Raw genomic sequence first — 16,451 nt, forward strand, 5'->3', positions numbered from 1 at the left:
CATGAGTATTATTAACTCTTTTTTGGTTAACCCAATCAATACTACGCCAAAAATAATGATGATTGTTGTCATCAAAAATTAGACAATTTTCCGGGTGAAAATCAGGAGATTTTTCAACAATTTGATAATATTCTGTCAAGATTTTTTTTATTATTTCTCCATATCTTGTAAGCTTATCCATGATACGATTTCCTCTTTTTCGTGATTAAAAACAATAAACTCTATTTGATGGCGTTTAATAATGGCTTGAATTGATTTTCTTTGAAAAAAGCTCTCAAATACCGTATTTTTGACAGCTAAATAAATGGCATAATGTTTTTCAGACAAATCTAAAATATCACGATATAAAATATATTGTCCTAATGCCAATTCAAAATCCCTCATCGGAGAAGGACTAATAAAACTTTTGATTTCAACAACAATAGTACGATTATTTTGTTCAGCTAATAGGGTTTTTTCAGCAAGTAAATCAGCGTAAAGTTGGGCATCTTCATATTGTAAAAAGTAAGAATCAGCTAAAATCCTCCAACCATCTTTAATTAAAGCATTTTTAACCGCATTATGGTAAATATCTTTTGCTGGCGTTGTTTACCCTGGTAATAAACTATTATAACATTTAGGTGAGCCATCAAGATTCACTCTAAGCTATATGATATCAAAAAATCCTGTTCTTACTAAGCTACAGCAAACTCCGTCAATTTACGAGTTTCAGGGTCATGAAAAGCTAAAACAATATCTTCTTTTGGTACACCTTCCCTTAATAACTCAGTTGCAATACCTTCCTCAGTCCAATCTTCCTCAATGTAAATTTTCTCATTTTTAATGCGAACATAAACCGAAATTGCTTTCACTCGTTTATTGTTTTTCCAACCAATATTAAACCAAAGATATTGACTTCTTTGATCATCAAACATTAACACCTCATCTATATCAGGATCAGGTACTTGTGCTGATATTCTTTCATATTCAGTGAGGATTTGTTTGATTAGATTTTGATAATGAGTTAGCTTGTCCATTTGATAATATCCTCTTTATTAATATCAACAACCAACAGTGAAACTTGATATTTTTGTAAAATTAATTCAATCGCAACTTGTTCAAAAAACTTTTCATAAATCTTTTCACCAATTGCTAAGTAAACTTTATACTCAGGATGCGTAAGAGAAAGAAAGGTTTGATAAATGAGATATTGTCCTAACGCTGTTTCAAATTCACGCATGGGAGAACGACTCAGAAAACTTTTAATTTCAATAACTATTTTTTGTCCTTCTCTTGTTGCAGAAATTGTTTTTTCACCAGCTAAATCAGCAAGTAATTTAACTTCTTCATATTTAATTGGATAAGGATCAAAAGTAATCGTCCACCCATCCTTAATTAAAGCTTTTTTGACTGCATCATGGTAAGTATCTTTTGCTGGCATTGTCACCTTGTTAATAACCTTCAGATGCAGCCATCATAGCATTTCCTAGTCTAATGAAGTACAAAATTAACTGCGTTTATCTGCGTTTAATTATTACTGCTTGTACCTCACTTGAATGAGAATCGCTATATCATCTTTCCAATCAACTGTTAACCGAAAGTCTTTATCTGGGAACGGGAACTTGATTAATTACTGATGAAATTATGGCATCAATTTGTAAACCATCTAGCATTGCTTCTGGTTTCAAAAGTAAACGATGACGCAATAATGGTGAAGCAACTGATTTCACATCGTCTGGGGTGACAAAATCTCTACCATTTATCCAAGCTGCTGCTTGCGAAGTTTGTAACCAAGCACCCGCAGCACGAGGTGATGCACCTAACGCTAAATCAGGATATTGACGGGATTTTATGACTATTTCTAATAAATAATCAACTATTGCTTCCGATACTTTAACTTGTTTAACTGCTTGTCTGGCTTGCAATATTTCTGCTACAGTGGCAATGGGTTTTAACTTGGCAATATCTAAACGTCTGGCTGCAAAACCCGCTTGACGATTTAGCAACATTTGCTTTTCTGCTGCTTGATCTGGATAATCTACGACTAACTTAAATAAAAACCGATCTAACTGCGCTTCTGGTAAAGGATAAGTACCTTCAAATTCTAAGGGATTTTGTGTGGCAATTACCCAAAATAAATCCGGTAAAGGTAAACTTTCACCGTCTAAGGTAACTTGCATTTCTTCCATTGCTTCTAATAAAGCCGCTTGGGTTTTGGGGGGAGTGCGGTTAATTTCATCCGCTAGTAGCATTTCTGTGAAAACGGGACCTTTTTTGAGGGTGAAATTGCGGCTATTTAAATCAAAAATATTTGTCCCAGTTATATCTGATGGTAGCACATCTGGGGTCAGTTGAACTCGTCGATAATCTGCTTGAATTAACTGCGCTAATACTTTGACTAAAAGTGTTTTACCTGTTCCCGGTACTCCTTCTAAAATGACGTGTCCACCGGCTAACATGGCGATTAGCAACTGTTTAATTAGATGGGATTGTCCGACAACGATTTGGTTAAGTTCTTTACCAAGGTTGATTAATATGGGATGGGTTTCGTTCATATTGATTGAGAATAAAAGTATGGATTTAGTTCACGCAGAGGCGCAGAGGCGCGGAGAGTAAGAGTTTGATAACCCAATTCAGTAAGTCCTTAATTCTTATAGCAACCGCCAAGGTGGTTAGGACATCAATTGTTAGCGCAGCTTGACGTAAGCCATTGATAAAACTCGTTTCACAACAGGGTTTTAATTCTGACTCCTGACTCCTGACTCCTGACTCCTGCTATAGTTTCTCTAATGGTGCGCCATTTCCTTAACCAGCTTAACAGTTGTTGTTCACTTATACGGAGTTTTGTGTTTTGTAATTTTAAGGCTGTATCTAGTTCTGTTGGGTTAATACCTGTTTTTTCTTCCCAAACTTGGAGTAAAACTTGTTTTTCTACGGGTATTTGGCCTAGTCCCAAAACTTTTTGCAGTTGATGTTGTTCTTCTTTCCCTAGTATTTCTAGTACAAAGTCGGTAGATTCGGCTTTTTGTAATACTGCGGCTAAGGCTTGGATGTAGGCTTGACTGTTATCTATTATGGGCGTTTCTAAGGTGATTGGTTTACCAAAGCGTTGATTTTTAGCCCAAATCAAGACTAATAATAATACACCTGCTTGGAACAATACTAATAATACGGGAGTTTTGGCAAAATAATTTAATAAATCGCCTTCTCTTTCTTTTTGTTTGACATCTTGATCTTTGTAACCATGTATATATTCATCAACAAAGATTTTTTTGCTGTTTTTGGTGACTAAATCGGCTAAATAGGGGAAGTTGCCTGTGTTATCTTGATAGGCGTTGGCGGCTAAATGGGGGGTAATTGCAAAGATGATTTTACCTTTACCGTAATCTTTTTCCCAAACAATAGCACCATAGCGATCGCTCAAAACAATTTCTTCTTCACTAGATTTTCTATGTCTTCGGCGGGTATCAATTTTAATATCACCAACGGTTGATGGTTGAAAAGTCGTAAATCTGGCTGCTGTAACTGGCCGTTTTACTCCCAAAATTACTAAGGTATTGCCTTTTTTAACCCATTCTTCTGGTTTTCCGTAAATAATTGGTTCTTGTAAATTACTGTACACTTGTAGTAGAGTGACACCCGTTTCTGCTGGTGGAAAATCACTCACAGGTTTTTGCCAGCGTTGAATAGAAGTTCCTTGTTTTTGCATAAAAGCATACCAAGCACCATACCCATCGGGGGCAACATTGTAAGTAGAACCACTAAGAATTTTGCTTTGTGGCGCTGCAATTAAACTTAGTATAATGATTGCTGCTAAAGCGATTCCTCCCAGCCAACGAACGCGGTAGTTGCGTTTCATAGTTTTAAGAATGATTGTAGTATTTAATTAAAAAGTTCTCGATAAGCTTGCTGACACTGCTGATAATTTTCTGGCAAAATGTCAGTATTATTAAAACACAACTGCTCATGAATAGTAATTAAGGTTTCATAACCCTGGATGGGGGAGACGATAGAATTGAGTAATTGCAGATATTCTCCATCTGTGCGACTGGGTTGTTGGAGAGCGATCGCTCTTTCGTGCAACTGTTGTAACATAGCTAAATATACATACCTGCAAGCCTCACGATAGTCACCTTGCAAATAAAATTCATGTCCCCTAGTTAACAAAAAACTTATAGACGATTCCCCAGAGTCCACCTTTCTCTGAGAAACATGGGAATTTTCCAACCCAGCTAACCAAGAATATAAATAAGGACTAAACTCCTGCCATAATCGCCAACTTATCACCACTAAAAACAAGCCTAAAACCAGCCAAAACAAAAGTTTTAATAAATCAGCTACCCAAGGACTAATAGACCAGCCAGAGGGCAATTCTGGCAATACCCGTTCAAAACGCGAAAACTGGTATTCTAACCATTGTCCCACTTGTTGTTGAAACAAATAAAACTGCCAACTCCAACTTGTTTTTTCAAAAGCATCTGTAGACATGAGATTAGGATTTTTAGAATTAGAGGATTAATGCGAGGATGATAAAGATCAATTATCAACATCATGCCTTTGTATCATTATCTAACTAATGATTACAAATATCGCACCCAAGGCCAAAAATTCTATATCCCATATCTTCTATCGTGAGTAAAGCAAGAACGTAGTAGGCAGTTTTGATGCACTTTGTCGGTCAGCAAGTATAAAATTTGATATATAAAAGAGCAATTTTCCAATGACGATTTACTTTTACAAAGCTTGGCAGCCCTATGGCTGTTTTTCTAACTTTTCTCCTCATTCCATCGAAATAGAGGGTACTCACTGGCCAACAGTTGAACATTATTATCAAGCTCAAAAATTTGTCGGCAGTCCAGACGCAGTAATTATACCTTTAATTCATACAGCAGTTACTCCAGAAGAAGCAGCTAGATTAGGACGCTGTAGCTGTTACCAACTCCGTACTGATTGGGAATTAGTCAAAACCCAAATCATGGCAGAAGCTGTACTTAAAAAATTTCTTACCCATGCTGAAATTAGAGAAATACTATTATTAACAGGTGATGAATTTTTGATAGAAGATTCACCCACAGATTATTTTTGGGGTTGTGGTGCAGATAAAACCGGTGAAAATCATCTCGGTAGAATCTTAATGAGTGTGCGTGAAAAAATCCGTGAGTTATTAAAAAACACATCCGTAAAATCATTAAATCCGTAGTAATTAGTGATATAGACGGCAAACACGACTAGAATATTACGGTTCACCCCAATTCGTGAAAGTATTAATTCTCATACATTAGTCAGAGTGACAGCAGATGAATCCATGAATCAACTAAAAACAACCTTTAAAATTAACCGTCCTGACCAAGGTACGGGAAACCACCCTTCATGGACTGACTATAACTGAGTTTCAGTATATATATTCAGCTTAATCTGTGGTTTACACCCCAGTAAAGCTAAACCATCCCGAACTGGCTGGTGTTGTTGATCAGTTAGTTCAAAATTTACTGTCTTAATAATCCCACATTTGTAATTATACGGAGCCAGCATTTAAAATGGCAAAAGTAGTTGGAATTGACTTAGGTACGACAAATTCCTGCGTAGCAGTGATGGAAGGTGGTAAACCCACAGTTATCGCTAACGCCGAAGGATTTCGCACCACACCATCAGTAGTAGCATTTGCCAAAAATGGCGATCGCTTGGTTGGTCAAATCGCTAAACGCCAAGCGGTAATGAACCCCGAAAACACCTTCTATTCGGTCAAACGGTTCATTGGTCGTCGTTATGATGAAGTAACCAAAGAAACAACCGAAGTATCCTACAAGGTACTCAGCAGTGGCGGTAACGTCAAACTCGACTCCCCCGGCGCTGGTAAACAATTTTCTCCCGAAGAAATTTCCGCTCAAGTCCTTCGCAAATTAGTAGAAGACGCAAGTAAATATTTGGGTGAAACCGTTACTCAAGCAGTAATCACAGTCCCCGCTTATTTCAACGACTCCCAACGGCAAGCCACAAAAGACGCTGGTAAAATAGCTGGTATTGAAGTTCTACGGATTATCAACGAGCCTACAGCCGCTTCCCTAGCCTATGGCTTTGATAAAAAGAGCAACGAAACCATCCTAGTATTTGACCTTGGTGGCGGTACTTTTGACGTATCAGTTTTAGAAGTTGGTGATGGAGTATTTGAAGTTCTCGCTACATCTGGCGATACCCATTTGGGTGGTGACGACTTCGATAAAAAAATAGTTGACTTCCTGGCTGAAAAATTCAAAAAAGACGAAGGTATTGACCTGCGTAAAGACAAACAAGCTTTACAACGTCTAACTGAAGCCGCAGAAAAAGCCAAAATTGAACTTTCTAGCGTCACCCAAGCGGAAATCAACCTGCCATTTATCACGGCAACTCAGGATGGTCCCAAGCACCTAGATACAACCCTGACTCGCGGCAAATTTGAAGAACTTTGCTCGGACTTGATTGATCGTTGCCGCATCCCTGTAGAAAATGCTCTTAGAGATGCCAAATTAAACAAAGGCGATATTGATGAAGTCGTCCTAGTTGGTGGTTCTACCCGGATTCCCGCCGTGCAAGATGTGGTGAAACGGGTATTAGGTAAAGACCCCAACCAAAGCGTTAACCCTGATGAAGTGGTAGCTGTTGGTGCTGCTATTCAAGCGGGTGTTTTAGCTGGTGATGTCACAGGCATCTTGTTGTTAGATGTATCACCGCTATCCTTGGGTGTAGAAACCTTGGGTGGTGTGATGACTAAGATTATCCCCCGCAACACCACCATCCCTACCAAGAAATCAGAAGTCTTCTCGACTGCTGTGGATGGTCAAAGCAATGTAGAAATTCACGTCCTCCAAGGTGAACGGGAATTTGCTAACGATAACAAGAGTTTAGGAACATTCCGTTTGGATGGTATTCCTCCAGCACCTCGCGGCGTTCCTCAAATCGAAGTAACTTTTGATATTGACGCTAACGGTATTCTCAACGTCACTGCTAAAGACAAAGGTACTGGTAAAGAACAGTCTATTAGCATTACTGGCGCTTCCACCCTGGATAAAAATGATGTTGACAGGATGGTGAGAGAGGCTGAACAAAACGCCAATAGTGATAAAGAGCGCCGTGAGAAGATTGAACGCAAAAATCAAGCTGATTCTTTAGCATACCAAGCTGAAAAGCAATTACAAGAATTAGGTGATAAGGTTCCTGAAGCTGACAAAACCAAAATTGAAGGTTTGGTCAAAGAAGTACGGGATGCTGTCGCTAAAGAAGATGATGAGCAAATCAAGAAGTTGACACCAGAGTTACAACAAGCATTGTTTGCTGTTGGTAGCAATATTTATCAACAAGCTGGTGCTGGTGCCGGTGGTGGTGCTGAACCAGAAGATGGTGCTTCTGCTCCCCCTTCTGGTGATGATGTAATTGATGCTGATTTCACTGAAACCAAATAATTTTAAGGAGTCAGGAGTCAGGAGTCAGGAGTCAGGAGGAAAGGGAGTTAATAATAGACATTTCCTAACAAGGTTGTAGAGATGTTCCATGGAACGTCTCTACAAGGACTAGAAGAAACGCACATCTTATTTTCTCCAGATGTCTAATATTAATTTACTGTTCCCGATTCCCTGTTCCCTGTTCCCTATTTTTACCAAGGATTACCAACCATTGTGAATGCTGCCCAATAATAGGGATGGGATAGAGATTCATTAGGTTGTTCTAAGGCATCAACGGGTAAAGGCACAATCCCAGTTCTTTCTTCCAATCCCCGTACTTGACCATTTTGTAAATAAATTTGCCCCTTAGCCATAGCCACCTGAGCTTGTCTGAGGGCTTCTGCACGAATAGGGGCTGTTTTCAATTCCTCATAAAATTTGGTCATTAAGGCGGCTGTACCAGCATCATTCACTGCCCAAAGACTGGCAACACTGGTTTTTACACCTGCTAGAACTGCTAAACCTGCAAATCCGATTTCTGCTTCTTCGTCTCCTAAAGCACTTCTACAAGCACTTAATACGATCATTTCGACTTGGGGGTTATTTAAACCTAATTGCCGGATTTGGTTTAAGCGTAACTTGTCTTCCCAGAGTTGAATATAGGAATTATCTAAAGAACCACGGCTAAAATCGGCATGAGTCGCCATGTGAATAATCCCAAATGGCTGTTGACGGCGGATACTTTGTAAGTTTTTTAAGGTAGCTTGGTCGTTCAAAAATATTTTTCCTGACCAGAGTTTAGAGACTAAGGTTGACAATTCTATTGGTACTGCTGGTAATGGTTCTTGACCTTGAGTGCTTTGAGAAATTCCCATGGCCAGAATTTGGGAATTTTTAATATCTGTATACAGGGTGTTGGTTAAGGCTAAACTTGGCATTAGACCAATGCTGTATTTTTCGACTAAAAACCCTTGACCATCATGAAGTGCGGCCATTGGAGTTGAACGTAAGCCAATATCGGCTAAGAATACGAGATTTTTGATTCCCTGTGTTTGTAAATCTGCTTCTATCGGTGCAATGATCCAATCATGTAGTTGTTTTGCTGGTGCCAAGTATCCATTGCGGGGGCGATTGTAAGGAATTATGATTTGGTCACGAAATTCTTTAGTCACTTTCATGACTTGGGCTTTTGTGACTCCTGAAATGCGCTTGCGTATGGGGTTTCCTGTGGCTGTGACGACTATGATTTCTAGTTCGTCAGTGTTTTTTTCTATTAAGGGTTGTAACTGTTTATTAGATTTTGTTTGGATAGAGGCCGTTGGAGGTATGGTTTCTATGGGAGCAAAACTAATATAAATAAATGCTGGTTTAATGCCTGTGGCAGCTTCAATTTTACGGGCAACATCACGAGCTTGATCTTGTGTTTGGGTGGGAGGATTTGATAGTCCTAATTTGCTAACAAACTGTGCTGTAAATTTGTCATCGGGTGTGGGACTAAAATCTACTCTGGGAATAGGAATATTATTAGTAATGGGGGGAGGGGGAGTAAAATTTGGCGGTGCTGATGTGTTACAAAAGAGGCTACAGGGTTCAATACCTGGCGGTGTGACTGGGGTTGGTGTGACTGGGGTTGGTGTGACTGGGGTTGGTGTGACTGGTGGCGGTGTGACTGGTGGTGTGGGAATGTTAACTGTTATTTGTAGTGGTGTGGAGAGGGAAACGCCGTCACTAGCTTGAATTGTGAAGGCATTAATTGATCCGGTGACATTGACTGGTGGTGTATATGTTAGTGGTTGACTAGGGTCTACAATATCTCCAGCGCCTAAAACTGTGTTGCTTTGAATGAGGGTCCCTTGCAGCATTTGGTCTATCAATATTGATGTGTTATCAAGATTGACATCACTAGATAGGGCGTTAATTAATGATGTGGTTAAATTGGTGGAAGCAATTGTGGGAGGGGTGTTGACAGAGGTAATGGTGATGCCTTGGGGTGTACCAGGAGCATTTCCGCCATTTGGTAATACTGGAAAGCTACCTGTAGAGATGATGGAACTACCCCCGGCGTTAATTGCTGCTGCTGTACCGTTGATGCTGGCATCACCGACGATAAAGGGGACGTTATTTGGTCCTCCGTCATGTTGAATGGTGATTGTCCCGCCAAAGGTAGAAATTAGGTTATCAGTATTAATTATTTTACCAGTAGCGATCGCACTTGTTGTGTCTGGGACTGTTCCTAATCCTTGCACTTGTCCATTGGTCAATACTTCTACGTTACCAGCTTGAGTATTGCTAATCTCATCAGCCCGAACTTGAGTATTGATACTACTAAAACGAATTGTGCTACCTGCTGTGTTTGTAGTTTGCAAAGAGACATCCCCTGCAATCACAGATGTTGTACTACCACCAAAGGCCAAGTTTGTTGCTGAGGTATTGATAGCATTATTAACGGTGATATTATTTCTGGCATTTAAGTTGACCGCGCCACTTTCTAATATAAAGCTACTGGCTGTAAAATTATTTGCAGCTTGAGATATGGATGTGTTGATTTCTCCTGTGGTAATACTGCCTGCATCTGCTGTAATTTCTACATCTCCGGCTGTGGCATCACTATTAGGATCAACGGTGTTGGTGAAGAGATTTGCTAAGGTAATATCCCCACCACTGCTATTGACTGTGATGTTTCCTCCTTGATTTTCGCCACCTGCACCTGTGGTAATAATATCACCGGCAGAAATATTACCCCTGGCGGCTAGGGTGACGTTACCACTATCGGAAACACGGGAAGTTGTATTAATAGTTCCCAGGGATAAACTAGCTCCAGAAATAGCGATCGCTCGGCCGTTACTATTGATAGATTGGGTTTGATCCATGGAAAATGCACCAACACCGTTACCATCTGCATCGGCTATGAAGGCGATCGCTCCTCCTGTACTATCGTTATTGATAAAGTTTAAAGATATACCATCGCCAATGGTAATGTTATTACTAGCTTGGAGTGTAATCGCTGCGTTCTGATTTTCCAAGGCTTGCTCAGATATTGTAAAGGTCGCAGGTAGATCGTTTTGCAGGATATTCGGTAAAAATTCATCCTGGGCAGCACCTGTTCCGGCAATAATATTGATGTCTGTGGGATCTAATAAAAGTGTTCCTATTGTCCCTTGGGTCGCGCTTAAATCGGTGTTCCCCCTAAAAATCAGGTTTTCTTTACCCGATACCTCTACAAAGCCACCATTACCGAAATTCGCCCCTCCGCGAGCATTTATATTTCCCCAAAATTGGGTAGTATCATCAGCCCAAACGATCACTTTTCCCCCGTTACCATTTAACTGGCTATCGGCAGTAATTACCGAATTACCATCAATATAAGTTTGAGCAGCATTGGGGACTGTTCCTTTACCTTGGTAATCACCACCAATTAGGACATTTCCGCCATTATTAACCCCAGAGGCGTTAATATTTGCCCCAATTAATCCGACTTTTTCGCCTAAAATATTGACTGTCCCGCCTGTTTCTCCAGATACATCAACTTTTCCAGCTACAATAGTTGTACCGGGTTCAGTGGGAATTTGGATTTTGGAGTTTGTTAGTTCCACTGTGCCATCAGTCTTGGCCGTTAAGCCTGTGTTACCGACTGTGAGGAGTTGGGGTAAAGAGGCTATTGGTAAAGTCCAATTATGGGGTTGACTATCACCATCTGTAAAGGGTTGAATTTCTAAACTAAGCAAGTTTCCTGGTTGACTCAAACGCAGCCAATTTCCACCGGGTACAGATGTAACTAATATCTGCCCTGCTGGTGCTGATAGTTGCCCAGTATTCACCACTGAGCCGGCTAATAGATTTAAACTTTGTCCATTCCTAACATCGAGATTACCAGCGTTGATAATTGTTCCTGATTGACTGGTAAAGGCAAAACCGTCGGGATTGCCGAATAAATTAGTATAATTGTTAACGCCACTGGCATTGAACCAACTTCCACCAAAACTAATCCCGTTGGCTGTGGTGGCTGTAAAGGATGCGGGGACATTTAAACTAGCATTGTTGCCAAAAACAAAACCTGCGGGGTTCATCAAGTATAGGTTGGGATTACCACCTGTTACTTGAATTAAGCCATTGATCACAGAGGCATTGCCACCGGTGATTCGACCAAGGATATTTTGTAGAGTAGGATTGGCTAGAAAGTTGGCAATTTGGTCTGGTTGGAGGCCGAATTGTTGAAAGCTGTGGAAGAGGTTAGCACCATTAGTTGTTCCACCATGAATATCAATAGTATTACCATTGGGACTGACTACTGTGCCTGTACCATCGACTGCGGGAGTAATTTGTTGTGCTTGGGCTATTCCTGCACTCATCACTCCCACTAGGGGGAAAATATAGGGAATAAGTTGATGTAGAATTTTAGCGATCGCCTTTCCCAGGTAATGCTCCCGGTTGTAATTAATGGTGACAATGGAAATCAGTCGTAACATGGAAACACTTCCTAGTTTTCAGTCTGCTACTTAGAATATAATGCTAGAAACTTCACTGATGAACAGTCGTTATTAATTATATAATTAGTTATGTTTTTTTTAACATTTAAATGTCAAACTAATCTTGTCGTCAATAAGTACAGGTAGGGCTAGGAGTCAGGAGTCAGGAGTCAGGAGTCAGGAGGAAGAATTAGAAGAATAGAACAATAGTCTTGAATCTGGTTAAATGATAGGTTTTTGGTGGTTCAAACCTTTATCCTTGCACCTTTTTACCTTCAAACTCTTGATATATCTCCGTTTTATCTTTATATGGTTTACAGTACGCTATCAGCAATCTCCAGGTATTTACTGCCTTAATGTTACAAGTTATTTTTTTCATCCCTGTATTTTAAGTCAGTTAATCAGGATAAAATCAACTTCTTTTCCCTGGCATTTATACTAAAAACGGTGGGGACATGGATTTTTACAAAATGACGAAAAACCCAGATTTGTAGGGGTTTAGCAATGCTAAAATCTTACCCACAGAATCAAATGATTAATCCGTGTTGAGTATACGTTAAAACCATAATTTTACCAAGTGATATGAAAAAAAGCACAAAAAATAGTACGGGGTTGGAAACTGCTGTGCAGTCAGTACAGATAAATCAGCTTTTTAATTGGAAATATACCTTTTTGCTTCTACATACACTCTTTATGATCTTGATGCCAGGAGTAAAAGTTATAGGTGGTGAAAGTGAGGTTTTGAATCCTAACTTACCAGTACCACTTACCGTTCAGACACCAGATAACAATCAAGATCAAATCAATACTCCATCAACGGTAACACCTAAAGGGGTTTATGTCCGGCAAATTCAGATTTTAGATAGTACAGTTTTTAGTTCCCAAGAACTACAGGAGGCTGTAAAATCATTTACGGGGAGAGAATTAATATTAGAGGAGATCAAACTGGCTGCTGATGCAGTTACCCAACTTTATTTGAATAATGATTATCTCAATTCTAGAGCGATCGTTGCTCAAGAACCTAATCCTGATGGTATTGCAGTTATTCGAGTAATTGAAGGTAAATTAACAACTATTAAAGTAGAAGGAAAACCGCGCATAAACCCATCCTATATTATTGATCGGATTCAATCTGGTACTGGTGTTCCCCTCAACAGTAAAAAGTTAGAAGAACAACTGAGATTGCTGAGACTTGATCCACTATTTAATAATGTGGAAGCTAGTTTACGTCCAACGGGGGTAGTTGGTCAAAGTCTCCTAGTGGTCAGAGTTCAAGAAACCGATCCTTTTAGTGTAAACTTGAATGTAGATAACTATTCTCCTCCTAGTATTGGTGGTGAAAGATTAGGGGTAGAATTACGGCATCTTAACTTGAGTCAATTTGCAGATCAACTAGAAGCCTCCTATTATCGCTCAACGACAGGTGGTTCTGAATCCTTCGATCTGCGATATCAAGTTCCCCTTAACCCGATGAATGGGACGCTACAGTTTAGAGTCGCACCCAATAATAGCAAAATTACTGAGTCAGAATTTAAAGATTTGGGGATTCGAGCTAGTCAGAGCTTGTATGCTATTAATTATCGTCAACCATTGGTAAGATCCACTAAAGAAGAGTTGGCTTTATCTTTAGGATTTACCTATCAAGATGGCCAAACTTTTATATTTGATCAACTACCAACCCCATTTGGTATAGGACCTGATCAAGATGGGGTGAGTCGTACCAGTGTAATTACCTTTGGTCAAGAGTATATTAAACGTGATGTTCAAGGAGCTTGGTCAGGGCGATCGCGCTTCAATTTTGGCGTTGACCTATTTAATTCTACCACAAATAATGAACCAATTCCCGATGGTCGTTTTTTTACTTGGTTAATGCAAATAGAAAGGTTACAAAAACTTAGTGATAATCAGTTTCTCTTGATTCAAGCAGACTTGCAACTTACCCCAGATAGTCTGTTACCATCTCAACAATTCCTAATCGGGGGAGGTCAATCTATTCGCGGTTATCGACAAAATGCTCGTTCTGGAGACAATGGTTTTCGCATAGCGATAGAAGATCGGATCACAGTTCAGCGTGATGCTTCTGGATTATCCTTAATTCAGCTAATACCCTTCGTCAATGTGGGGAATGTTTGGAGTAAGTCAGATAATCCCAATCAACCACGAGAGCAAACATTTCTGGGTAGTGCCGGTTTAGGTCTATTATGGAATCAAGCTTTAGGAATCGATCATCTGATCTTACGGTTAGATTATGGTATTCCATTTGTTGATCTTCAAGATAGAACGAATAATATTCAAGATCAAGGTTTTTCCTTTAGTTTGCGTTATCAACCTTGAGTCAGGAGGAAAGGGGGGAAAGGGGAGAAATAATATTACAGATGGAAGAGGAATTAAACGCAGATTAACGCAAATTAACGCGGATGAATGGATGAATCACAGATTATTTTTGTGATGCCCCTGCCCCCTGCCCCCTGCCCCCTATTCCCCCCTAAAACAAACCATTATGCTTGAGTAAAGCAGTTGTACTCGGTTCTCGACCGCGGAAGGATTTAAACACTTCCATTGGATGGTTACTTCCACCTAAAGCCAAAACCGTATCTCTGTAGCGCTTACCTATAGCTTGGATGGCTGTTACATTTTCTAAACCTGCTTCCTCAAAAGCTGCAAAAGCGTCAGCACTAAGGACTTCCGCCCATTTATAACTGTAATAACCAGCAGCATAACCACCTTCAAAAACGTGTCCAAAGGCACATAAAAAGGCATCTTCTGGTAATGGTGGTAAAACACTTGTAGTTTTAGCTAGACGACGACGCACATCCGTAGGACTTTCTTCACCACGAGGATTGTAGCGGTAGTGTAATTCTAAATCCACACAACTCATGTGAATTTGCCGTAACATAGCAGAACCACTCATGTAATTACGGGCTGCTAATAGCTTTTGGTAATAATGTTCTGGGAGTGATTCACCTGTTTCGTAGTGTTTAGCCATACCAAACAACGTTGTGCGATCATAGCACCAGTTTTCCATAAACTGACTTGGCAATTCCACCGCATCCCATTCTACATTATTAATACCTGCTGCACCAGTGTAATCGACCTTGGTTAACATATGATGTAAACCGTGGCCAAACTCGTGAAATAATGTTTCCACTTCATCAAAAGTCATCAAACTGGGTTGACCATCTACTGGTGGAGTTTGATTACACATCAAGTAAGCAACAGGTAAACGAACAATAGTTATACCATTTTCTGTGACTTTACCCCGATGAATGCAAGCATCCATCCAAGCACCACCGCGTTTTTCCGCAGGACGGCTGTAGGGGTCTAGATAAAAATAAGCGATCGCGCTACCATTTTCATCAGCAATTTGGAAATAGCGTACATCCTCATGCCAAATTGGGGCTTGACCATCAGCAGGAGTAACTGTCACACCAAACAGCCGCTTCACCAAACAAAATAACCCATCTAAAACTTGAGGAAGGGGAAAGTAAGGACGTAATTCTTCCTCAGTAAAGGCAAATTTTTCTTCTCGTTGACGTTCTGCCCAAAAGCTGATATCCCAATGTTGTAAGTTATCAGCTTCTCCTGCACCCTTAGCTTTAGCAAAGGCTTTAAGTGCGGCTAGATCTTTCACAGCAGCATCATAACTAGCTTGGCGTAATTCTTCTAACAGCTTTTCTACTGCTTGTACGCTCTCGGCCATTTTACTAGCTAAACTCAGTTGAGCAAAATTCTCAAAACCAATTAATTTAGCAAGTTCTTGACGCAACTCTAAAATCCGTTCAATTAAAGGTTTATTATCAAATTCTCCCTCAGAAGCACGGGTAACATAGGCTTTGTAAAGTTTTTCCCGTAAATCCCTGCGAGCGCTGTGCTGCATGAAAGGCCCGTAACTAGGAAAATCTAAAGTAATGCGCCAAGGTCCATTTTCTGGGGTAGCGTGTTCTTCTCCCTCAGCACGGGCAGCTTGGGCGGCTAAACTGAGTAAACTAATCGGTAAGCCTTCAATTTCTGTTTTACTGGTGAGGGTAAGGCTAAAGGCTTTGGTCGCGTCGAGAACATGATTAGAAAACTTGGTAGCTAGTTCAGCCAACTCCATCTTAATACTATTGAAGCGCTCCCTTGCTTCCCCTTCTAAACCCACACCAGACAATTGTGCATCTCGAATTGCTGCTTCGACAATTCTCTGCTGGGCTGATTCTAAGGTTTTCCAGGTATCACTGGTATGGAGGGATTTAAAAGCATTGTAGAGAGGTTTGCTTTGTCCCAGGGTGTTTATGAACTGCACGACTTGAGGCTGAACCTTTTCGTAGGCTGTGCGTAGTTCTGGACTATTCTTTACACCCATTAGGTGGTTGAGGATACCCCAACTCCAGGATAGTCGTTCTGTAATTTTGTCGAGAGGTTCTACTAAATCCTTCCATGTAGGCTGTACATTAGCTTCCAAGGTGATTAGCTGTGTTTCTAATTCTGCCAATAGTTGGCTAAAGGCTGATTCTACTTTGTCAGGTTTAATGTCTGCAAATGGTGGTAAACCTCTGCCTTGAAGAAGGGGATTTTGATAAATTGTAGCAGTTGCACTCATGATGTTGTG

The 16,451-nt window shown here is 40.2% G+C and carries 12 protein-coding genes; 3 read left to right on the forward strand and 9 right to left on the reverse strand.

What is annotated here, in order from left to right; translation table 11 throughout:
• The 7 genes from VB711_RS17870 to VB711_RS17900 form a co-directional block, all read right to left on the reverse strand.
• Positions 1-181: element excision factor XisI family protein (locus VB711_RS17870; protein WP_323287551.1), on the reverse strand; the 181-nt coding region annotated here is incomplete at its 3' end.
• Complete coding sequence (locus VB711_RS17875; protein ID WP_323287611.1) at positions 151-570, reverse strand: XisH family protein; 420 nt, start codon at positions 568-570, stop codon at positions 151-153. The genes VB711_RS17870 and VB711_RS17875, both read right to left, overlap by 31 nt.
• Positions 571-674: 104 nt before the next feature.
• Positions 675-1,016, reverse strand: coding sequence for a XisI protein (locus VB711_RS17880; protein WP_323287552.1), 342 nt, complete (start codon positions 1,014-1,016; stop codon positions 675-677).
• Positions 1,004-1,420, reverse strand: a complete 417-nt coding sequence (locus tag VB711_RS17885; RefSeq protein WP_323287553.1) for a XisH family protein — start codon at positions 1,418-1,420, stop codon at positions 1,004-1,006. Before VB711_RS17885 ends, VB711_RS17880 begins: the two co-directional genes overlap by 13 nt.
• 163 nt (positions 1,421-1,583) lie before the next feature.
• Positions 1,584-2,534, reverse strand: a complete 951-nt coding sequence (locus tag VB711_RS17890; RefSeq protein WP_323287554.1) for a MoxR family ATPase — start codon at positions 2,532-2,534, stop codon at positions 1,584-1,586.
• A gap of 170 nt (positions 2,535-2,704) precedes the next feature.
• Complete coding sequence (locus VB711_RS17895) at positions 2,705-3,838, reverse strand: DUF4350 domain-containing protein (RefSeq protein WP_323287556.1); 1,134 nt, start codon at positions 3,836-3,838, stop codon at positions 2,705-2,707.
• A gap of 23 nt (positions 3,839-3,861) precedes the next feature.
• The gene (locus tag VB711_RS17900) at positions 3,862-4,467 is read right to left on the reverse strand and encodes a DUF4129 domain-containing protein (protein WP_323287557.1); all 606 of its coding nucleotides are present in this window, start codon (positions 4,465-4,467) and stop codon (positions 3,862-3,864) included.
• 232 nt (positions 4,468-4,699) lie between these two features.
• Here VB711_RS17900 and VB711_RS17905 point away from each other — a divergent pair, with 232 nt between their 5' ends.
• Together VB711_RS17905 and dnaK are read left to right on the forward strand one after the other, a co-directional pair.
• Positions 4,700-5,179, forward strand: a complete 480-nt coding sequence (locus VB711_RS17905; RefSeq protein WP_323287558.1) for an NADAR family protein — start codon at positions 4,700-4,702, stop codon at positions 5,177-5,179.
• A 337-nt stretch (positions 5,180-5,516) separates the two neighbouring features.
• A complete protein-coding gene (gene dnaK / locus VB711_RS17910; RefSeq protein WP_323287559.1) occupies positions 5,517-7,415 on the forward strand; it encodes a molecular chaperone DnaK in 1,899 nt (632 codons plus the stop codon).
• A gap of 191 nt (positions 7,416-7,606) precedes the next feature.
• On the opposite strand, the gene VB711_RS17915 is transcribed toward dnaK, so the two are convergent.
• Positions 7,607-11,860, reverse strand: coding sequence for a CHAT domain-containing protein (locus VB711_RS17915; protein ID WP_323287560.1), 4,254 nt, complete (start codon positions 11,858-11,860; stop codon positions 7,607-7,609).
• 582 nt (positions 11,861-12,442) lie between these two features.
• On the opposite strand from VB711_RS17915, the gene VB711_RS17920 reads away from it, so the two are divergent.
• Complete coding sequence (locus VB711_RS17920) at positions 12,443-14,194, forward strand: ShlB/FhaC/HecB family hemolysin secretion/activation protein (protein ID WP_323287561.1); 1,752 nt, start codon at positions 12,443-12,445, stop codon at positions 14,192-14,194.
• 151 nt (positions 14,195-14,345) lie between these two features.
• Here the strand turns inward: VB711_RS17920 and VB711_RS17925 are convergent, their stop codons facing one another.
• Positions 14,346-16,442 carry a M3 family metallopeptidase gene (locus tag VB711_RS17925; RefSeq protein ID WP_323287562.1) on the reverse strand — a complete coding sequence of 699 codons (2,097 nt, stop codon included), beginning with the start codon at positions 16,440-16,442 and terminating at the stop codon, positions 14,346-14,348.
• Between the last annotated feature and the right edge of the window lie 9 nt (positions 16,443-16,451).

The sequence above is a fragment of the Cronbergia sp. UHCC 0137 genome, assembly GCF_034932285.1.
GTDB lineage: Bacteria > Cyanobacteriota > Cyanobacteriia > Cyanobacteriales > Nostocaceae > Cronbergia.

Coding starts and splice junctions, on each gene's coding strand:
- VB711_RS17880 (WP_323287552.1), bottom strand. CDS start 1,016: ATGGACAAGCTAACTCATTATCAAAATCTAATCAAACAAATCCTCACT.
- VB711_RS17885 (WP_323287553.1), bottom strand. CDS start 1,420: ATGCCAGCAAAAGATACTTACCATGATGCAGTCAAAAAAGCTTTAATT.
- VB711_RS17890 (WP_323287554.1), bottom strand. CDS start 2,534: ATGAACGAAACCCATCCCATATTAATCAACCTTGGTAAAGAACTTAAC.
- VB711_RS17895 (WP_323287556.1), bottom strand. CDS start 3,838: ATGAAACGCAACTACCGCGTTCGTTGGCTGGGAGGAATCGCTTTAGCA.
- VB711_RS17900 (WP_323287557.1), bottom strand. CDS start 4,467: ATGTCTACAGATGCTTTTGAAAAAACAAGTTGGAGTTGGCAGTTTTAT.
- VB711_RS17905 (WP_323287558.1), top strand. CDS start 4,700: ATGACGATTTACTTTTACAAAGCTTGGCAGCCCTATGGCTGTTTTTCT.
- dnaK (WP_323287559.1), top strand. CDS start 5,517: ATGGCAAAAGTAGTTGGAATTGACTTAGGTACGACAAATTCCTGCGTA.
- VB711_RS17915 (WP_323287560.1), bottom strand. CDS start 11,860: ATGTTACGACTGATTTCCATTGTCACCATTAATTACAACCGGGAGCAT.
- VB711_RS17920 (WP_323287561.1), top strand. CDS start 12,443: ATGAAAAAAAGCACAAAAAATAGTACGGGGTTGGAAACTGCTGTGCAG.
- VB711_RS17925 (WP_323287562.1), bottom strand. CDS start 16,442: ATGAGTGCAACTGCTACAATTTATCAAAATCCCCTTCTTCAAGGCAGA.